At 60.5% G+C, this 19,576-nt stretch carries 21 protein-coding genes; 11 read left to right on the top strand and 10 right to left on the bottom strand.

Going from position 1 to position 19,576, the window contains the following annotated elements:
• Positions 1-108: 108 nt before the first annotated feature.
• A complete protein-coding gene (gene tig / locus ACR0MM_RS04620) occupies positions 109-1,440 on the top strand; it encodes a trigger factor (protein WP_170340026.1) in 1,332 nt (443 codons plus the stop codon).
• A 227-nt stretch (positions 1,441-1,667) separates the two neighbouring features.
• Here the strand turns inward: tig and ACR0MM_RS04615 are convergent, their stop codons facing one another.
• From ACR0MM_RS04615 to rpsF, 6 genes are all read right to left on the bottom strand, one after another.
• Entirely contained in the window at positions 1,668-2,531 is an 864-nt protein-coding gene (locus ACR0MM_RS04615; protein ID WP_170366325.1) for an acyl-homoserine-lactone synthase, read from the bottom strand.
• 95 nt (positions 2,532-2,626) lie between these two features.
• Positions 2,627-3,328, bottom strand: a complete 702-nt coding sequence (locus ACR0MM_RS04610) for a helix-turn-helix transcriptional regulator (protein WP_480694677.1) — start codon at positions 3,326-3,328, stop codon at positions 2,627-2,629.
• A 226-nt stretch (positions 3,329-3,554) separates the two neighbouring features.
• Positions 3,555-4,037, bottom strand: a complete 483-nt coding sequence (locus ACR0MM_RS04605) for a lytic transglycosylase domain-containing protein (protein ID WP_170338057.1) — start codon at positions 4,035-4,037, stop codon at positions 3,555-3,557.
• Between the two features lie 149 nt (positions 4,038-4,186).
• Complete coding sequence (gene rplI / locus ACR0MM_RS04600; RefSeq protein WP_093962414.1) at positions 4,187-4,807, bottom strand: 50S ribosomal protein L9; 621 nt, start codon at positions 4,805-4,807, stop codon at positions 4,187-4,189.
• Positions 4,808-4,819: 12 nt separating this feature from the next.
• Positions 4,820-5,047: a 30S ribosomal protein S18 gene (gene rpsR, locus ACR0MM_RS04595; protein WP_005608650.1), complete on the bottom strand. Its 228-nt coding sequence runs from the start codon at positions 5,045-5,047 to the stop codon at positions 4,820-4,822.
• A gap of 28 nt (positions 5,048-5,075) precedes the next feature.
• Positions 5,076-5,429: a 30S ribosomal protein S6 gene (rpsF, locus tag ACR0MM_RS04590; RefSeq protein WP_093962413.1), complete on the bottom strand. Its 354-nt coding sequence runs from the start codon at positions 5,427-5,429 to the stop codon at positions 5,076-5,078.
• Between the two features lie 280 nt (positions 5,430-5,709).
• On the opposite strand from rpsF, the gene ACR0MM_RS04585 reads away from it, so the two are divergent.
• Positions 5,710-6,219, top strand: a complete 510-nt coding sequence (locus tag ACR0MM_RS04585) for a hypothetical protein (protein WP_480694675.1) — start codon at positions 5,710-5,712, stop codon at positions 6,217-6,219.
• A gap of 127 nt (positions 6,220-6,346) precedes the next feature.
• On the top strand, positions 6,347-6,919 hold the full coding sequence (locus tag ACR0MM_RS04580; RefSeq protein WP_480694673.1) for a YceI family protein: 573 nt from the start codon (positions 6,347-6,349) through the stop codon (positions 6,917-6,919).
• A 67-nt stretch (positions 6,920-6,986) separates the two neighbouring features.
• On the opposite strand, the gene ACR0MM_RS04575 is transcribed toward ACR0MM_RS04580, so the two are convergent.
• Positions 6,987-8,216, bottom strand: a complete 1,230-nt coding sequence (locus ACR0MM_RS04575; protein ID WP_480694671.1) for a cytochrome b/b6 domain-containing protein — start codon at positions 8,214-8,216, stop codon at positions 6,987-6,989.
• Positions 8,217-8,388: 172 nt separating this feature from the next.
• Between ACR0MM_RS04575 and fabD the strand changes: the two genes are divergently transcribed.
• The 7 genes from fabD (at position 8,389) to mltG (ending at position 14,717) form a co-directional block, all read left to right on the top strand.
• Positions 8,389-9,327 (top strand): ACP S-malonyltransferase, encoded by a 939-nt coding sequence (gene fabD, locus ACR0MM_RS04570; protein WP_480694669.1) that lies wholly within the window; start codon positions 8,389-8,391, stop codon positions 9,325-9,327.
• A gap of 41 nt (positions 9,328-9,368) precedes the next feature.
• Complete coding sequence (gene fabG / locus ACR0MM_RS04565; protein ID WP_170338567.1) at positions 9,369-10,106, top strand: 3-oxoacyl-[acyl-carrier-protein] reductase; 738 nt, start codon at positions 9,369-9,371, stop codon at positions 10,104-10,106.
• 210 nt (positions 10,107-10,316) lie between these two features.
• Positions 10,317-10,550: an acyl carrier protein gene (locus ACR0MM_RS04560; protein WP_005982462.1), complete on the top strand. Its 234-nt coding sequence runs from the start codon at positions 10,317-10,319 to the stop codon at positions 10,548-10,550.
• A 138-nt stretch (positions 10,551-10,688) separates the two neighbouring features.
• Positions 10,689-11,228 carry a GNAT family N-acetyltransferase gene (locus ACR0MM_RS04555; protein WP_093962408.1) on the top strand — a complete coding sequence of 180 codons (540 nt, stop codon included), beginning with the start codon at positions 10,689-10,691 and terminating at the stop codon, positions 11,226-11,228.
• A 123-nt stretch (positions 11,229-11,351) separates the two neighbouring features.
• A complete protein-coding gene (locus ACR0MM_RS04550) occupies positions 11,352-12,095 on the top strand; it encodes a 1-(5-phosphoribosyl)-5-[(5-phosphoribosylamino)methylideneamino]imidazole-4-carboxamide isomerase (RefSeq protein ID WP_170363221.1) in 744 nt (247 codons plus the stop codon).
• Positions 12,096-12,290: 195 nt separating this feature from the next.
• A complete protein-coding gene (gene fabF / locus ACR0MM_RS04545; RefSeq protein WP_480694667.1) occupies positions 12,291-13,556 on the top strand; it encodes a beta-ketoacyl-ACP synthase II in 1,266 nt (421 codons plus the stop codon).
• Entirely contained in the window at positions 13,557-14,717 is a 1,161-nt protein-coding gene (mltG, locus tag ACR0MM_RS04540; protein WP_480694665.1) for an endolytic transglycosylase MltG, read from the top strand. It abuts the gene before it with no gap.
• Between the two features lie 116 nt (positions 14,718-14,833).
• Here the strand turns inward: mltG and ACR0MM_RS04535 are convergent, their stop codons facing one another.
• The gene (locus ACR0MM_RS04535; protein WP_170340027.1) at positions 14,834-16,084 is read right to left on the bottom strand and encodes a DEAD/DEAH box helicase; all 1,251 of its coding nucleotides are present in this window, start codon (positions 16,082-16,084) and stop codon (positions 14,834-14,836) included.
• A gap of 309 nt (positions 16,085-16,393) precedes the next feature.
• A complete protein-coding gene (locus ACR0MM_RS04530) occupies positions 16,394-16,693 on the bottom strand; it encodes a hypothetical protein (protein WP_480694663.1) in 300 nt (99 codons plus the stop codon).
• A gap of 592 nt (positions 16,694-17,285) precedes the next feature.
• Between ACR0MM_RS04530 and ACR0MM_RS04525 the strand changes: the two genes are divergently transcribed.
• The gene (locus ACR0MM_RS04525) at positions 17,286-18,656 is read left to right on the top strand and encodes a DNA-packaging protein (RefSeq protein WP_480695330.1); all 1,371 of its coding nucleotides are present in this window, start codon (positions 17,286-17,288) and stop codon (positions 18,654-18,656) included.
• Here ACR0MM_RS04525 and ACR0MM_RS04520 read toward each other — a convergent pair whose 3' ends face one another.
• Complete coding sequence (locus tag ACR0MM_RS04520) at positions 18,657-19,499, bottom strand: SDR family NAD(P)-dependent oxidoreductase (RefSeq protein WP_480694661.1); 843 nt, start codon at positions 19,497-19,499, stop codon at positions 18,657-18,659.
• Positions 19,500-19,576: the final 77 nt, after the last annotated feature.

The raw sequence follows: 19,576 nt of genomic DNA, 5'->3' as shown, positions 1-19,576 counted from the left end.
CAATCTGGCACCTTGCCCCTTGCCCTTCGGCGGCTAGGCAAATAGAAGGCGTCAAATTTGCCCGGCGCGCCCGTTTTGCGCGCCCCGAATCCTATGGGGACTACCAGAATGCAGGTTACCGAGACGCTGAACGAGGGTCTGAAACGCGGCTACAACATCGTTGTTACCGCCGCCGAGCTGGACGAGAAGGTCAATGAGAAACTGATCGAAGCTCAGCCGGAAATCGAGATGAAAGGCTTCCGCAAGGGCAAGGTTCCCATGGCACTGCTGAAAAAGCAGTTTGGCCAGCGCCTGTTGGGCGAAGCAATGCAGGAAACCATCGACGGTGCGATGAACAAGCACTTCGAAGACAGTGGTGATCGTCCGGCGCTGCAGCCCCAGGTCAAGATGACCAACGAAGACTGGAAAGAAGGCGACGACGTTCACGTAGAAATGTCCTATGAAGCCCTGCCGGAAATCCCCGAAGTTGACCTGAAATCGGTCGAGCTGGAAAAGCTGGTCGTCAAGGCGGACGACGCAGCCGTGGAAGAAGCCCTGCAGAACCTGGCTGAAACCGCTCAGGATTTCAAAGCCCGCCGCAAGGGATCGAAGGCGAAGGAAGGCGATCAGGTCGTCATCGATTTCGTCGGCAAGGTTGACGGCGAGGCCTTCGAAGGCGGTTCGGCCGAGGATTACCCGCTGGTGCTGGGCTCGAACAGCTTCATCCCCGGTTTCGAGGATCAGCTGGTTGGCGTGAAGGCCGAGGAAGTCAAAGACGTCACCGTTACCTTCCCCGAAGAATACGGCGCCGAGCACCTGGCCGGCAAAGAGGCCGTGTTTACCTGCACGATCAAAGAGGTGAAGGAACCTGTTGCCGCCGAGATCAACGACGAACTGGCACAGAAGTTCGGCGCTGAGGATCTGGCTGCGTTGAAGGCACAGATTGCCGAACGTCTGGAAGCCGAATACGCAGGTGCGTCGCGCGCGGTGATGAAGCGCGCTCTGCTGGACGCGCTGGACGAGAAAGTGTCGTTCGACCTGCCGCCGACCCTGGTCGAAGCCGAAGCCAAGCAGATCGCACATCAGCTGTGGCATGAAGAAAACCCCGAGGTGACCGATCACAACCACGATGAGATCGAGCCGACCGAAGAGCACAACAAACTGGCTGAGCGCCGTGTACGTTTGGGCCTGTTGCTCGCCGAGTTGGGCCAGAAGGCTGAAGTCGAAGTCACCGACGCCGAGATGACCCAGGCGATCATGAACCAGGCTCGCCAGTACCCGGGTCAGGAGCGTCAGTTCTTCGAGTTCGTTCAGCAGAACGCTCAGATGCAGCAGCAACTGCGCGCGCCGATCTTTGAGGACAAGGTTGTAGACTACGTGGTCGAGCTGGCCAAAGTGACCGAAAAGGAAGTCAGCAAGGAAGAGCTGCAGAAGGCAATCGAAGCCCTCGAAGAGGAATAAGCCGCGTTTTCAGGTCGGTCCGGGTGCCGCTGCACCCGGGCCGGTCAAACGGCGATTGTCCGGACAGAAAGAAATGAAATCAGGTCCTCTTCGGAGGGCCTTTTTTGTTGCTGCCGAGAACCGGAACGTATGGCGCCAGCGGCGGATCGGTTGCCGAAATTAGAGCGGAGCCGCCTGGAATGAGACGGCTCCGCATGGGTGGCTTTTGGACTTATGAGGTGAGGGGGTCAGGCCTCATGAGCAAAAGCACGGGGGGTTTGCAACAGAGCGGTTTTCTGCTCTGGGGTGAAGCGGTCCGACAGGCTCTCGATCAATTTGAGTACGGCCTGGACTTCTTCTTTCGTCGTCGCAGCGTGCATCTGCTCGACGAAGTATTTCTCAAGATCGGTCAGTGGCTGGTGGTCAAGATTGGCGGCACCGGCCTGTGCAAGCTTGGCTTGCTGACCCGAATTGAACAGTTCGAGCGCCTGATCGTCGGTCAGGAACACGTCGTAGTCGATGCTCGAATACTCGCGGATCGATTGGATACGCTCGTCCGAACAATCCATCAGGGCGGCCATTGCGACCACTTTGCCCATCGGCTTGGCCGTTCCGACATAGTCGTACGGAGCATTTCCGGACCGTTGCAGCACCCGGTTCATAACCGGATCAATGACCGCGACCGAGTCGAGCACTCCAGCTTCCTGGGCGTATTCGAATGACCCAATCATGACCTCGCTGGTCACGTAGGATACTGAATTCTTGCCACGTCCCCGGCCGAGCCGTTTCGTGTCGACACAGAACCGCGTAGCTTCCCAGACTTGGGCGCTGCGGATTGGCGGCTCGCCATCAAGGATCGAGCTGAACACATCGGCCAGCATGTGCGGGCCGGTCGTCTGCAAGAGGCGCATGCACCCAACGACGTCCCCCTCGTCGTTGATGCTGACCACGTGTGCAGGATTGAGCGAGTCGAACTGATCGAATTCGCGCCCGTCCTGGATGTTCACTTCCCAGCCCAAGCGATCCCCGAACACGCGTGCTCGCAGCTTGAACATCTCATCCAAGACGTCTTTGAACTTATGCTGGTTGATGCCATCAATAACGATGATCATTCCATCCCCCTACAGTTTGGTTACCGTAAGGAGCAGATTAACCAAGTTTCGAAACAAGACTATTGGGGATATCCCGTATTTTTCTGCCTTAATTGTTAACCGGGGTAAATTAACCCCAGACCAATGGCACGGCCGATCGCCTGGGCGGTCGTAAGTGCGCCCAGTTTCTCTCGTCCGGAACGCATATGCACCTCGACCGTCCGGTGCGAAATGCACAGAATATCTCCGATATCCTGCTGGGACTTGCCCTCGGCGACCCATTGCAGGATTTCTTTTTCGCGCGAGGACAGGGTCGGAAGGTATAGAGCTTTGGCCAAAAGGCCAGATTGCATGACGGTGTCATGTGCGTGAACCGCGGCCATCTGCAGGTCGCCCATCACATGCTTTTTAAGCTTTTTCCATTCATCGTCCGTGCAATCCTTGGTCACGCTGAGCAAGCCAGTTTCGCCATAAGGCCCCCGAACCGGAACCGTCAGGCCGCGGTCGGTGATCCCGAAATCATGAGCGTCACGGAACACCGCGTTGAACTTGTCGTCGTGATTGAAGCGGCCCCAGTCCACCGGCGCGATGCTGAGCGCCGACTGATACAGGGTGGGATCAAGGTGATGGTAGCCTTGCGTGGCGTAGTGGATCTTCCACTCGTCCGGGTAGTTCGCGTAACCTTGGACGTCACCATTCACGGGATGGGTCGTCGCATAGGACGCATAGTCGAACCCAAGTTCGTTGCAGACAGAATTGATGATGTCGTAAGCCGACCGTTCATCATGATCAATTGTGGCCAAGTCAATAAGTTTCACTCGTCCAACCTTTGTCCCATCGGCATTTCCCCCGAAAAATGCCGTATCTGTCCGTATCACAGCCTACGTTGCGTCAATCTGAACAGATTGCGCAACCCATTTGTACATATCACATGGAGTTATTGAGTGCTAATGGCAACAGACAACCTCCGGATTATTTCATACTGTGAGGTATTCTCGGTCAAATTGAACGCTGTATAGACCGGTGTCGATTGCCCCTTTCAAGCTATTCGGACCGCAAGCCGGTTTCAACCAGCATTCCGCGAGCCTTGGCTTCGGGGTAGTACCCCTTTGCATAGAGGAAGATCGCGCGCTGCTGGTCGCCGTCGGCCAGCATCCATGCGCCGCGAAGATACTTGCCCGCATACTCCAGGTTGGTGTCAGCATCCAGAAGACCTTTGGCGTCGCCCTTGTAGCCCATCGAACGAGCGGTGGCGGGAAGGATCTGCAGCAGGCCGTAATATGGCCGGTTCGTCGCCCAGGGGCGATGCGTGCTTTCGCGGATCGCCAGCTTATGGACCAACTCTCGCGGAAGTTCGTAGTGATCAGCCCATTTGTTGATCGATTCGCGCAATTCGGGCGTTTCGTTGGGGTGGAGCGGCGGCTCGAATGCCTGTTCCTTCGTCGCTTTGCCAGATGGGTCGCTGCAGGCGGCAATCGGGGCAGCCAGAAGCACTGAAAGCATTATTCGACGCAGGACCTTTGCCATGCAACTTCTCCGGATTGTTACGCGGCTGGATGATACGAAAGTGGCCCGGGGTCGCAAGTCCGGCGCGCTGTGGTGGCCAAAAATTGCCAGTCGAAAGAAAAAGGCCGCGCAATGCAGCGCGGCCTTTGAGATTAACAGACCTGATCGGATCAGGCTTTGGGTTCGTCTTCCTCGGTCGAAGCATCGGCGGCAACCAATTCTTCGTCTTCCGAAGCGGCCGAGCCGATGTCGTCGAACAGTTCCGCGATTTCGAAATCTGCGGCGGCCTCTTCTTCAGCGGCCAGTTCCTGGATCGACTTGCCCGATGCCTGAAGCTCGGCTTCTTCTTCCGAGCGGGCAACGTTCAGTTTGATTTCGACCTCGACTTCGGGGTGCAGTTTGACGGAAACCGTGTGCAGGCCCAGCTCTTTGATAGGCGAGACCAGAACGACCTGCTTCTTGTCAACGGTGAAGCCAGCAGCGGTTGCGGCATCGGCTGCGTCACGCGGGGTGACCGAGCCGTACAGCGCGCCGGCGTCCGATGCCGAGCGAATCACGATGAACTGCTGACCGTCCAGCTTTTCAGCAAGAGCTTCGGCTTCTTTCTTGGTTTCCAGGTTGCGTGCTTCCAGCTGTGCTTTCTGGGCTTCGAACGAGGCGATGTTGGCCTCGGACGCGCTCAGCGCTTTGCCTTGCGGCAGCAGGAAGTTGCGGGCGTAGCCGGGCTTGACGTCGACGACATCGCCCATCTGACCCAGTTTCGCAACGCGTTCCAGAAGGATAACTTGCATGTCAGTCTCTCCTTACTTCACGGCGTAGGGCAGCAGGGCGAGGAAGCGGGCGCGCTTGATGGCGCGGGCCAGTTCACGCTGCTTCTTTGCCGAAACGGCGGTGATGCGCGAAGGCACGATCTTGCCACGCTCGGAAATGTAGCGCTGCAGCAGACGGGTGTCTTTGTAGTCGATCTTCGGCGCGTTCTCGCCCGAGAACGGGCAGACCTTGCGGCGGCGGAAAAACGGTTTTGCGGCCATGGTTTGGTGTCCTTTCCTCAGGCGTTGATCAACGGCGCTCGCGGCGGCCATCGCGCTCATCGCGCTTCTGCATCTGGACCGAGGGGCCCTCGGGATGCTCGTCGACCTTGATGGTCAGAACGCGCATCACGTCTTCATGCAGGCGCATCAGACGCTCCATTTCCTGAACGGCGCCCGACGGTGCGTCGGTCTTCAGGAAGGCATAGTGGCCCTTGCGGTTTTTGTTGATCTTGTAGGCCATCGTTTTGACGCCCCAATACTCGCTGTCGACGATCTTGCCGCCGTTGTCAGCCAATACGGTGCCAAAGTGTTCGATCAGGCCCTCGGCCTGCGCGTTGGACAGATCCTGACGCGCGATCATTACATGCTCATACAGTGGCATGTTCACTCCTGTTTATATCAAGGCGCATTTCATAGGCAGGGCCAGCAACCCTTCGCGACCCTGCCACGAGAGGCTGCGCGGTTCATGCGTATAGCGAAGGATGGCCCCGTATACACGTTTCTGGATGGGGGGCAAGCCCTGCCATGAATGCCTTTCTCACGCCGCCCAATTACCTTTGGGCTGCCCAAATCCTGACGCTTTTCGGCTTGAGGTTGTTTGCAAGCCCGGCGTTACCCGGGGGGTCTCAAGAAACTTGGACAGGGCAAAAGCGATGGCCGTCATGAACACGAACACATTTCAACAGTCCGCAGCCGGCGCAGCATACGACAAATCCGTGCCCGTGCTTATTTCCTTTGCACCGAACTGGAAGGCCCGGTTGGTCCTGTTCCGCGTGCTGGGTGCATTTCTGATCGTATCGGCCTTTTCGATGTGGCTGATGCCGGGTTCGGTCATCGGGGCCGAAGTCTGGACCATCAAGCTGGTCGCGTCGCTGATGTTCCTGATCCTCGGGGTAAGCCTGCTGACCATCGAGGTTCTGGATCCGCGCCCCGACGCATATTTTGACCCGATCCGCCGCGAGGTTCGGGTGCTGCAGAAGAACGAAAACGGGCGTCCGCAGACCGTACTGCGCCGCAGCTACGATACGTTGGGCGGAGCGCGGTTCGTGGACGACCAGGTTGAACTCTTTGAAGTCGATGGCAGCCTTCTGATGAAGCTGCCGCTGGAATCGGCGGATGTCAGCCGAGCGCTGAAAGGGCAACTCAGCGGAAGCGTAACAATTTTCGCCTGAATTTTATTCTGTTCATTGAGGAACAGAATTTGTGAGAGAATGAAGGTTGTGTGCCGCCCATGGGCGGCACATCTTTGTTTTGGAGCAACCCAACCGGTTTGCGCTTTGAAAACTTTCGGAGATTGTCATGAAATCCACCCTTATTGCAGCAGCACTTGCCACGGCGGCGACCTCGGCCATCGCGGCCCCGGAAAAATACGTTCTGGACCCGAGCCACAGCCAGGTTGTTTTCAGCTACAACCATCTTGGCTTTTCGACCACCACCGGCATGTTCTCGGGTTTCGAGGGCGAAATCATGTTTGATCAGGAAGATCCAGCAGCGTCGAGCGTGACGGTTTCGATGCCCGTGGTCGAGATGATCACCGGCTGGAAACCCCGTGAAGATCATTTCATGTCCGAGGATTTCTTCGCGGCGACCGCTGAGGAAATGGTGACATTTACCTCGACCTCGATCGAGGTGACGGGTGAGAACACCGCAAAGATCACCGGGGACCTGACCTTGAATGGTGTGACCAAGCCGGTGGTGTTGGACGCCAAGCTAAATCAGGTCGGCGAGCATCCGATGGCGGGCAAGCCTTGGGCCGGGTTCGATGCCACCACCACCCTGGTGCGCAGCGATTTCGAACTGGGCAAGTTCGCGCCTTTCGTCGGAGACGAAGTTTCCATCGCGATTTCGATCGAGGCGCAGAAGGCCGACTGATCCGGGCTTCAGAACTAAAGAAACCGCCGGTGGCCGATGCCCCGGCGGTTTTTTTTGTGTCGTCGGCTTACTGAGCATTGCGTGTTGCTGTCAACTCGACCGAAACGGTGACGGCGAAGGCCAGCGAATCCTCTTTTGGCATTGACTGGCCAACCCCGAAGTCGAGGCGGTTGAGGTCCATCGCGCCGGACATTTTGGCGATCTCGCCTTGGATGTCCAAAGAGAAGGGCAATACAACGTCCAGTGTTTGATCGCGGATGGTCAGCGGACCCCTTGCTTCATACCCCGTCTCGGTTTTGTAGATCTCCGCATCGAATTGGGCCGTCGGGAATTGCGCCTTGTCGAAGAAATCAGCCCCCATGGCCTGATCCGTCACCGTACCCAGGCTCAAAGATCCGATAGAGACCGTGACCTCTACCGACCCGGCCGGACCGGGTTCGACGGGGTCGTCAAAGGTGATTGCTGCGGTCCAGTCTGAAAACTGACCGATAACAGGGCTGCCCAACTGTGTGATCGTGATGGCAAGCGTGCCTTCTTCCACCTGCCAATCCGATTGAACGGCCGCCAACTCGGCCGTTTCAGCCTCGGCATCAGGCTTGTCTGAAAAACTGCCGGTCAAAAGGCCGGCTGACAAAACTCCAACCCAGACAAGCCCAGCAGCGGCGGCGGGAACCATCGAGTGCTTCTGTTCCGGCGGAATCGGCGCAGCGGACGCCCCGGGCAACATTCGCCGTAGGGTGCTGTCCTTGTCGATGACGTGGTGTTTCAGTGCTCCGGCGATGTGCAAGGTCAAAGCTGCGACGAGAACCAGCATGAAAAGCCAGTGCAGCGTTGCCATCACCTCGGCCAGATGCTCCGACTTGGGCACTAGAGGCAGGTTTTGCCCAAATGGCCAAAGGATGGGCGCAAAGCCTTCGGTAGCAGCGTGGTCGATCCAACCAGACAGCGGAACCAGAACCAAGGACCCGTACAGCAGCCAGTGGACCGTTTCAGCCGCAAAGGCCTCGGGCTTGTTGTCAGCGTTCAGCAGTCCGGGCTTGGTTTGAGTGAGCGACCAGAGAATGCGAGCCAGCGCAACGAAGAAGACGGTGATCCCTACGGTTTTGTGCAGGGAAAACAGCCGAGCGGCTTGGGCAAGATCGGCTTCGGTGGTGGGGATGGTCGGGTCATAGATTGCATGGGCCAGGTTGTTGGCGAACCACCCCAAGGGCAAGGCGGTGAAGATCAACAATGCGGTCAGCCAGTGGAATGTCTTGGTCACGCTGCCATAGCTGACATTGGTGTTGGTTAGGGACATTGATCTTGCGCTCCGGGTTTTCTGCTGTGGCCAAGGTAACCGTGTGACGCAGATAGACAATAGCGAGTGGCGCACAGACCCGGTGCCGTCACGCAGAGTGCAGGCAGTGCTTGTGCCGGACCCTCACTCGGTTTACACCCCGGCGCAACCTAACGTCATCCAAGAGGTTGCAATGACACTTGCGTTCGTTTTTCCGGGGCAGGGCGCCCAGACCATCGGCATGGGCAAGGCGCTGGCCGACGCTTATCCGGCCGCCAAGGCCGTGTTTGACGAGGTGGACGAAGCGCTGGGCGAAAGCCTCAGCAGCCTGATCTGGGATGGCGACATCGAGACTCTGACTCTGACGCAGAACGCGCAGCCGGCGTTGATGGCCACATCGATGGCGGCGATGCTCGCGCTTGAGGCCGAAGGGGTCGATGTGACACGGGCCGCTTTCGTGGCCGGTCATTCGCTGGGCGAATACTCGGCCCTTGCCGCAGCCGGCGCGCTGAGTGTCGCGGACACTGCTCGCCTTCTTCGCACGCGCGGTCAGGCAATGCAGAGCGCTGTTCCAGTGGGCGAGGGTGCGATGGCCGCGATCCTGGGGCTCGACCTGGATGCCGTGCGAGCCGTGGCCGAAGAGGCCGCACAGGGCGAGGTCTGCCAGGCTGCCAATGACAATGACCCCACGCAGGTCGTGGTTTCGGGTGCCAAGGCCGCTGTTGAACGCGCCGCTGAAATCGCCAAGGAAAAGGGCGCCAAGCGGGCCGTAATGCTGCCGGTCAGCGCTCCGTTTCATTGTGCCTTGATGCAGCCCGCCGCCGAGGTGATGGCCGAAGCTCTGGCGGGTGTCGAAATCAAAGCGCCGGCGGTTCCGCTGGTTGCCAATGTCCGCGCCGAGGCGGTCACCGATCCCGACCTGATCCGGCAATTGCTGGTCGAGCAGGTCACCGGTTCGGTCCGGTGGCGCGAATCCGTTCAGTACATGGTGGCGCAGGGTGTGACCGAAGCGTGGGAGATCGGTGCAGGCAAGGCTCTGTCGGGCATGATCCGCAAGATCGACCGGTCCATTGCCTGCTCCGCCGTTGGTACGCCGGAAGACGTTCAAAAAGCGCTGCAGGCAGGCGATTAACTCAAAGCTGGTCCGACAGGACACTCGAAAAGGATACCGGTATGTTTGATTTGACTGGAAAATGCGCCCTTATCACCGGGGCTTCGGGCGGGATCGGGGGCGAGATTGCACGCACCTTGCACGCCGCAGGGGCTACTGTTGGTCTGTCCGGCACGCGCGTCGAACCGCTGCAGAAGCTGGCGGATGAACTGGGCGAGCGCGCTCATGTCCTGCCGTGCAATCTGGGTGATCCCGAGGCCGTGGCCGCGTTGCCGAAACAGGCCGCCGATGCCATGGGGTCCGTTGATATTCTGGTCAACAATGCAGGCATCACCCGCGACAACATCTTCATGCGCATGTCCGACGAGGAATGGCAGAGCGTGATCGACGTGAACCTGACCGCTACCGCCAAGCTGTGCAAGGGTGTGCTGCGGGGCATGATGAAGGCACGTTGGGGCCGCATCATCAACATCTCGTCCGTTGTCGGAGCAACCGGCAACCCGGGTCAGGTGAACTATGCCGCGTCCAAGGCGGGCATGGTCGGCATGACCAAGTCGCTGGCCTACGAGGTCGCGAGCCGTGGCATCACCGCCAATGCCGTCGCGCCGGGTTTCATCACGACCGCGATGACCGACAAGCTGACCGATGAGCAAAAATCCGGCATCCTGACGCAGGTTCCCGCCGGTCGGATGGGCGAGCCATCTGAAATTGCGGCGGCCGTTCTGTACCTTGCAAGCCCCGAAGCGGGCTATGTTACCGGAACCACCTTGCATGTGAACGGCGGCATGGCCATGTTGTAGGCGCAGCCAGAGGCAGATGCGAAAGCGTTTGCCTCTTGCGTCGTCTGTGCTATAGGCGGCGCATGTAATTAGGGGCCGGTCGTTCAGGTCGGCCTTCTACTTTCCCGGGGACCCGGGACCCAAACCGCCCGGATCGGGCAAACCAAGGCCACCCCGAGCGGGCAAGGGCAGAACCGGGCAGACCGCCCTGAAATGGAATGAGGAATAGACATGAGCGACGTCGCAGATCGCGTTAAAAAGATCGTTGTTGAGCACCTGGGTGTTGAAGAGGACAAAGTCACCGAGAACGCGTCCTTCATCGACGATCTGGGCGCGGACAGCCTGGACACCGTTGAGCTGGTCATGGCTTTCGAAGAAGAGTTCGGCATCGAGATCCCCGATGATGCAGCCGAGACCATCCAAACCTTCGGCGACGCCGTGAAGTTCATCAGCGAAGCTTCCTGATCGCTTCGAATTTGACCGAAAACGGCGCTTCCGGGCAACGGAAGCGCCGTTTTTTATTGCCCGCTCGAATTCCCGCTTGCCTCGTGGAAAATCGGTTTGCACTGTTTGCGATGAGGCAACAAAACACCGGGTAAGGGCATGAAAAGATCCGCCCCGATGATCAACACCGCGCGCCTGATGATGTGCGCAATGCGCCCCGAGGACTTTGAACGGTTCGCGGAGATTTGGCGTGACCCCTGCGTGGTGCGTCATATCGGGGGCAAACCCCGCACCCGTGGCGAGGCGTGGGACGCGTTCCTGCGCAATGCGGGACACTGGCAGATGGCTGGATTCGGGCAATGGGCCGTGTTCTTGCAGGCGAATCGCAAATTGATAGGTCAGGCAGGGTTCTTTTACGGCAACCGCTGTCTGGGCGAGGATTTCGACACCTTCCCCGAGGCCGGTTGGGTGTTGGCGCCCGAGGCGCATGGCCTGGGATACGGGCACGAGGCCGTTCAGGCCGCGCATGACTGGTTCGACCGGATCATGCCCGGGCCGTTGGTGTCGATGATTGACGCGGATCATGAGGCCTCGCAAAAGTTGGCGGCCAAGCTTGGGTATAAATTGCTGCGCGAGACAGAGTATCGGGACAGCCCGGTGAAACTGTTTCGACGCGACGGCCCTCCGGCCCGGAACTGAAACGCTTCTTTTTTCGCGGTGACGCAAACGGATCGTCGTTTGCCGAAACTGAGAAACGCGAACCTGCGCGCGACCAGTATGCTATTGTGGATATCCGGAACGATTGAGCGGAGGAGTGTGCTCATGAGGGTTTATCCTACAATGGAATTGCAGAACGGCCGCTGTGTCACGCTGGACAAGGGCCGTCTGGACGAACCGATGATCTGGCATGTCGATCCGGTGGAAACGGCCCAAGGCTGGGCCGCCGCAGGTGCCGAGTGGATGCACCTGACCGATTTCGATGCGATCGAGGGGCGGGACACGAACTCTGCGCTGGTCGAACAGATCATCCGCAGCGCCGAGCTGCCTGTTCAACTGGCGGGCGGGTTCCGCTCGCGCGAGCAGGTCGAGCGTTGGATCGACAAAGGGGCGGGCCGCATCGTGATCGGCACCTTGGCGGCGCGTGATCCCCATCTGTTCAAAGAGTTGGCCAAGCTATACCCAGACCAGATCGTGTTGGCGGTGGACGTGTGGCAGGGCTACGTGATGACGGATGGCTGGCGCACCCAAAGCGCGTTCACCCCGGAGGCTTTCATCGAAGCGTTTGCCGATGCTCCACTGGCTGCCATTCTGGTCACCGATATCGATAGCGACATGGTGGACGTCGAGGCGCAGCTGGGCCTGATTTCGGGGCTGGCCGCGCATTCGCGCACACCGGTGATCGCCAGCGGCGTCGTGCGCAGCAGCGACGACATCTCGCGTCTGGCCTACATTCCCAATATCTCGGGCGCGTTGGTCGGGCGGGCACTGTTTCGCAAAACGGTCGACCTGTCCGAGGCATTGGCAGTGGCCAAAACCGCCCATGAACCTGTGGCACAGTTCCAGTAACGCAGCCTGATCCGTCCGAGCCGCCCCTGACAGGTCGTCGGGGGCGGCTCGTGTGATTCTGCTCTGGCCGGGCGCGGCGTGCGGCGCGGAGGCAGGCGGCAAGCTGCCGGTGCGGAATACGCTGTTGCTCTTGCCCCCGGACCCCGGGCCGGGGTATGAGCGTTTCTCAAACAGGAAGCAGGCAAGAGGCATTTCATGCGCAGAGTCGTTGTAACCGGTCTGGGATTGGTCACTCCACTGGCCAGCGGGGTCGAGGAAACCTGGTCGCGGCTGCTGGCCGGGGAGTCAGGTGCCGGCCCGATCACCTTGTTCGATGCCGAAGCTGCAGGGGTCACCACGACCTATGCCTGCGAGGTGCCTCGCGGTGACGGGACCAACGGGACTTTCAACCCCGATGACTGGATGCCGCCCAAGGAACAGCGCAAGATCGAGGACTTCATCCTGTATTCGATCGCCGCAGCCGAGATGGCCTGCAAGGACGCGAACTGGCTGCCCGAGGACGAGGAAGAACGTCTGCGCACCGGCGTTCTGATCGGGTCGGGCATCGGTGGTCTGGGCTCGATCGCGGAAACCGCCAACCTGATCCGCGACAAGGGTCCGCGCCGCGTTTCGCCGTTCTTCATCCCCGGCGCGCTGATCAACTTGGCCTCGGGTCAGGTCTCTATCCGCTTTGGCTTCAAGGGTCCGAACCATTCGGTGGTGACCGCCTGTTCGACCGGTGCCCACGCGATTGGCGATGCCAGCCGCATTATCCGGTCGGGCGATGCCGACGTGATGATCGCCGGCGGCGGCGAAGGCTGCATCTGCGAGATCGGGATTGCCGGCTTCAACGCCTGCAAGGCGCTGTCGACCAAATATGCCGACAACCCAAAGGCCGCGAGCCGCCCCTATGACGTCGACCGCGACGGTTTCGTGATGGGCGAGGGCGCCGGTATCGTGGTTCTGGAGGAATACGAGCACGCCGTGGCCCGCGGCGCCAAGATCTATGCCGAGGTTCTGGGCTATGGGATGTCTGGCGATGCCTATCACATCACTGCGCCGGCCGAGGATGGCGACGGGGCGGAACGCTCGATGAAGGCAGCGCTGCGCAGCGCAGGGCTCGAACCGAAGGACCTAGACTATATCAACGCGCATGGCACATCGACCATGGCCGACACGATCGAGCTGGGGGCCGTTGAACGGCTGCTCGGCGAACATGCCAGCAAGGCGACGATGAGTTCGACCAAATCGGCCACAGGACACCTGCTGGGGGCCGCGGGCGCGATCGAGGCGATCTTCTCGATCCTGGCGATCCGCGATCAGGTCGCCCCACCGACGATCAACCTGGACAACCCAGCCGTGGAAACGCCGATCGACCTTGCGCCGAACGCCAAGCGCGCGCGGGAAATCAACGTGGCGCTGTCGAATTCGTTCGGCTTCGGAGGCACCAATGCCAGCGTGATTTTCGGGAAAGCATCGTAAATGTGGCGGGCTCTGGCATCCAATGCGCTGACCTTTCTTGTGGTCGCTATGTTTCTTCTTGGCGGTCTGATCCTTTGGGGGCAGTCGCAGTACAAGGCCGAGGGCCCGCTCGATACCGCCATTTGCCTTCGGGTGAAGGGTGGTTCGAACATGAACAAGGTCAGCCGTGATCTTGAAGATCAGGGCGCGATCAGCAGCGCAACCATCTTCCGTATGGCGGCAGACTACACCGACAAGTCGCAGCAGCTGAAAGCGGGTAGTTTCCTGATCCCCGAAGGCGCTTCGATGGCGGAAATCATCGACGAAGTCACTCGCAGCGGCGCCAGCACATGCGGAACCGAGGTAGAGTACCGCATCGGTGTGACCCGCACTCAGACACGGGTTCGCGAGCTGGACCCTGCAACATTGAATTTCGTCGAGGTTGCATCTTTTATCGTTGGTGAGGACGAAGTCCCTGAAGTCTATCAGGAAAAGCGGAACCAAGCTGATACGCGATACCGCGTTTCCTTGGCCGAAGGTGTCACCAGTTGGCAGGTCGTCGAGGGGCTGAAGGCTGTGGATGCCCTGACCGGAGAGGTCTCGGAAATTCCGCCTGAAGGCATGTTGGCCCCGGATAGCTACGAAATATCACCGGGTGATGAGCGAACGGCTTTGCTGCAAAAGATGAAGGACCGGCAGCAAGAGCGGATTGCGCGGGTTTGGGAGACGCGTCAAGACGGGTTGCCCCTGTCCAGCCCCGAAGAAATGCTGATCCTCGCCTCGATCATCGAGAAGGAGACAGGCATTCCGGAAGAGCGCGGTCAGGTTGCCAGCGTCTTTGTGAACCGCCTGAAGCAAGGCATGAAGCTGCAGACAGATCCCACGGTGATCTACGGCGTGACCAAGGGTCAGGGCACGCTGGGCCGAGGCCTTCGCCGCAGCGAGCTTCGGCGGAATACGCCGTGGAACACGTATTTGATCGATGGGTTGCCGCCCACACCGATTGCCAACCCGGGTCTGGCCAGCTTGCAAGCTGCCGTGGCGCCAGACGAGACCGATTTCGTGTTCTTCGTCGCAGATGGAACCGGCGGCCATGCCTTCGCCAAGACGCTGCAGGAACACAACCGAAACGTTGCCAAATGGCGTGAGATCGAAGCCGAGCGGAACAATTCGGGTAACTGATCCGCTCGCTGGTCGAGAGCAGAGCCGGCATAAATCAGGCGGACAACCCGCCTGAGAAATAAAAAGTCAAAATCCTGGAAAAAAACTGCGCGCATGGAGACATGCGCGCAGTTTTTTTATGCGGCCGATTTGCGGCGCGGACGGCGCCGACGGTTGGCGGGGCCATTTGTGCCCTGCGGTTTCGGGCCACGGCGTCGATTGCGCTGGCGATTGCCGGGCTTGGCGGCCTCTGCGGCTTCGGGTGCCGCTCCGCTGGCGACCGGGATCTCGATCTTCATCAATTTCTGAATCTGACGCAGCAGATCAAATTCATCTGGTGCACAGAAGGCGATGGCTTCGCCTTCGCGGCCGGCCCGAGCGGTGCGGCCAATGCGGTGCACATAGTTGTCAGGAACGTCCGGCAGGTCATAGTTGATGACATAGGCCACCCCGGGAATGTCGATGCCACGGGCTGCCACGTCGGTGGCAACCAGAACTGTGATCTCGCCGGCGCGGAAGGCCTTGATGGCGCGATCCCGCTGGCCCTGGCTCTTGTTGCCATGGATCGATGCTGCGTTGTAGCCGTCGGCCACCAACCCTTTCATCAGCTTTTCCGCACCATGCTTGGTCCGGGAGAACACAAGCGTCAGGGCGTCGGTATCACGCGAAAGGATCTCGCGCAGCTTGGCGGGTTTTCCCGGCTTTTCAACGAAATGCACCGACTGGGTGATCTTGTCGGCCGCCTTGCCCGGAGGCGAGACCTGTACCCGTTGCGGGTTGGTCAGGTAGGCGCGGCTGAGTTCCTCCATCTGCTTCGGCATGGTGGCCGAGAACAGCATGGTCTGGCGCGGAGTGCCCAGTTGCGGCGCGATTTTGCGCAGAGCGTGGATGAAGCCGAGGTCCAGCATCTGGTCGGCCTCATCCAGAACTAGGTGCCGAACCGAGCCGAGATCGACCGCGCCACGTTCCATCAGGTCGATCAAACGACCGGGGGTCGCGACAAGAATATCGGTCCCACGCGACAGGAACATGATCTGTTTGTTGATCGACTGTCCGCCAACAACTGTGGCCACGCGCAGTTTCGTCTTTTTGGTAAGCGTGCGGAGGCTTTCAGCGATCTGGTTCACCAGTTCGCGGGTTGGGGCGAGGATCAGGGCCTTGGCAGTCTTCGGCGCCGGTTTGCCGGGCTGCGCCAGAAGGTGGTCGATCAGCGGCAGGCCAAAGGCCAGCGTCTTGCCGGTGCCGGTCTGGGCAAGGCCCAGAATGTCATGTCCTTCCAAGGCCAACGGGATGGCCTGGTTCTGGATCGGTGTGGGTTGAGTGAAATTTGCGCGCTCGAGCGCGTCGTTCAGTGCCGGCGCGAGGCCGAGCATGTCGAAATCGAACAAGTCGTCTTCCTTTGTGATCCGCGTCGGCATTGGCCGTGCGCGAAAAAGAATAGCTGGCCGTGCGGATTGCACGACCGGCAGGGAGTGTGCGCAGCCTCAGGATTTGCGGGCGAGTCCCGCAACATCCGGCTTTTGCGTCAAGAACCCTGCGTGAATGGGAACTGGGAAAATTGGGCGCTATCTCGGACCTCGGTTCGGTCCGCGTGCTCACGCGGCAGCGCTGTGGCGTAGATGAGCGCTGCTGAGGCGAATGTCAAGCCGACACCGGCAGTCAAGGCTGCCGGTGTCCTATTCGTTGCAAATGGATGGTCAACGACGAGGCGTCGGTGCGGCGGCAGCCAGCGCCTTTTCGACTGCCTGTGCGGTGGAGGGGTGCCCGGCCTTGGACAGGCACGAAGCAATTATACCCGCGTCAGGGCGCTCGGGGCGCTTGCCGGGCTTGGGACGATCGCCTAGGCAGTTTTGGAGCGCAGATTGCGGAATGCCAATCTCGCTGGCGATCTTGCCAAGATCAGGTCCGCGGTGCCCTGTCTGAGCCTGCGCCACTGTGCCGAAGAGCATCAGGCCTCCCAGACAGATTACCGAGACATAGCTGAGGGGATGGTACATTTTTTGTCCTTCAGAAATTTTTCGTATGCTTGCGGTTCTTGGTGTTTATGCAGATTGCGTGTGCAATCCGTTTTTGAAACGCACGACGGAAATTACTCCGTCGCGGAAATCTTGCCGATCACAGAATTGGTTGCGGTCCCTGATCTGGATTAGGATTTTGTTAACACTGGCAGTGCGTTACTTGTTGCGCGTTGTTGCGTTGGAGCTTGACTGAGCGCCCGATTTCGCGTATAGGTTGTGTCATGCTAGAAGAAGTGGGCAACGGCCCCGGGGCGACCCGGCGGCCGTTTTTCATTTCTCTCGTGCGGAGATCACTCACGCATGAGGTCACAGGCAAACATGACTTTGATTACCCCGGAAGAGCGGATGTCCCGGACGGCCGAGCTGTTGCAGTCGTTGGAGGTGTCCATTCGCGGTTTGCGGCAAGCGGCGGAAGACCTGCGCAAGCGGATCGAGACCGGGGAGGATGCAGACCTGGCGAGTTCAGCCAGACAACTCGGGCAGCTAGAGGGGCTGATCCGAAGTTGCCAGAAAGTGGAGACAAGCTTTGTCGAACAATGTCACAGACAAGCGGGAATTGCCCAAGGGGGCTATGCGCTCGACCTGGAGCGGGCCCGATCTGAGATCGGGTGCCGATTGGCTCGCCTCCGCGCCTGCTGCGGTGCGGGACAGGTTTCTGAGTGAGATCGGGGAGGGAGGGCTATGTGCCCTCCCTTTCCTGTTCGAGTTCTGGGCGCTGCCGCATCAACTGCCGCCCGGGGGCGACTGGCGGTCTTGGGTTGTCATGGGCGGGCGTGGCGCGGGCAAGACGCAGGCCGGGGCAGAGTGGGTGCGATCCGTGGTCGAGGGGGCCAAGCCGTTTGATGAGGGTGAGGCCCGGCGCGTGGCGCTGGTGGGTGAGACCTTTGACCAGGTGCGGGACGTGATGATCTTTGGCGACAGCGGAATCATGCAGTGCTCTCCGCCTGACCGGCGACCGCAGTGGAAGGCGTCGGAACGCAAGCTGGTCTGGCCCAACGGTGCCGAGGCACAGGCCTTTTCGGCTCATGACCCCGAGGGGCTGCGGGGGCCGCAGTTCGATGCGGCTTGGGTGGATGAGCTGGCCAAGTGGAAAAAGGCAGGCGAGACCTGGGACATGCTGCAATTCGCGCTGCGACTGGGCGAGCGGCCGCGGGTCTGCGTGACCACGACGCCGCGCAACGTGAAGGTGCTGAAGGACCTGTTGGCGGCACCGTCGACGGTGATGACCCATGCGCCGACCGAGGCGAACCGGGCCAACCTGGCGGAGTCCTTTTTGCAGGAGGTGCGCGCGCGTTATGGGGGCACCCGGCTGGGGCGGCAGGAGTTGGACGGGGTGCTGCTGGCCGATGCCGAGGGGGCGTTGTGGACTGGCTCGATGCTGGATGCGGCGCGGGTCAAGGCGGTGCCCGAGCTGGACCGCGTGGTGGTGGCGCTGGACCCGGCGGTGACGAGCGGATCGGGCGCGGATGCCTGCGGGATCGTGGTGGTCGGCGCGCAGGTGCAGGGGCCGCCCGAGGACTGGCGCGCTTATGTGCTGGCCGACCGGACGGTGCAGGGCGCTGGCCCGGCGGGCTGGGCGCGCGCGGCGATCGACGCGATGGACGAGTTCGGGGCCGAACGGTTGGTGGCCGAGGTCAACCAGGGCGGGCAGTTGGTGGAAGAGGTGGTGCGGCAGGTGGACCCTCTGGTTCCGTTCCGGGCCGTGCGGGCCTCGCGCGGGAAGGTGGCGCGGGCCGAGCCGGTGGCGGCGCTGTATGAGCAGGGGCGGGTGGTCCATGTGGCCGGGTTGGACGCGTTGGAGGAACAGATGTGCCAGATGACCGCGCGGGGGTTCGAGGGGCAGGGCTCGCCCGACCGGGTCGATGCGTTGGTCTGGGCGTTGCATGAGCTGGTGGTGGGGCCGGCAGCGGCCTACCGGCGGCCTCGGGTGCGGGTCTTGTGATCAGCCCTCGGGCTTTTCGAACTCTGCGAAGGCCTCGGCATAGTCGGGATGCCAGCGCGAGAGGGCGGGGCGGTTGTGGATGATGTCCTCGGCGGCCCATTGAACACGGCGGCGGTCGCGTTCGGCATCGACGTCGTTGTCGGGGCAGAGGATGTAGAAATCGCCCTGGGCCATGCGGTCCAGGAAATAGTCAACGGTCTGCTCGCTGGTCCAGGCGGCGGCCGGTTTTTCAGGCAGGAATGACGCGATCATGCCCGTATAGGTGAAGCCCGGAACAAAGAGATGCGCGGTGATGGGCGCGCCGGCCTCGCGCAGCTCGTGCGCGAGCTGTTCGGTCAGCGTTTTGACGGCGGCCTTGGACACGTTGTAGCCGGGGTTGCCCGGCGGGGAGGTGATCCCCTGCTTTGACCCGGTGTTGACGACGACCGCCGGGCGGTCAGCCTCGATCATGCGAGGCAGGAAGGCGTGGATGCCGCGCAGGACCCCCAGAAAGTTCACGTCGAGAAGCTTCCGCCAGTTGTCGAATGACTCCCATGTTTTTGTAGGCAGGCTGATCCCTGCATTGTTCATCAAGACGGCAACCTGCCCGGCGGCGAAAGCTGTGTCGGCCAGGTTTTCCATGTCGGCTTGAGAGGTGACATCCGTCGGCACCGCGGTGATGTTGACCACGTCAAAGCCTGCCTTCAGGTCTTCCGTTGTTGCGTCGAGCACCTGTCCCGGAAGGTCGGCGAGTATTACGTCCAGCCCGGCCTGGGCAAAACGTTGTGCCGCGACGCGCCCGACTCCGCTGGCGGCGCCGGTCACGACGGCGATCCCTCCGATCTTCACTGCGCTTTCATACATGGCTGGTCCCTCGTGATGCTCAAATGCAGAGGGTAGCGCATTTCCGTCGGATGCCGAGGTTTATCCTGCGGGCACAC

It is taken from the genome of Ruegeria sp. BC6 (genome assembly GCF_056539185.1).
Note: the sequence above shows the minus strand (reverse complement) of the source record. Positions and strands in the feature narration are given on the sequence as shown.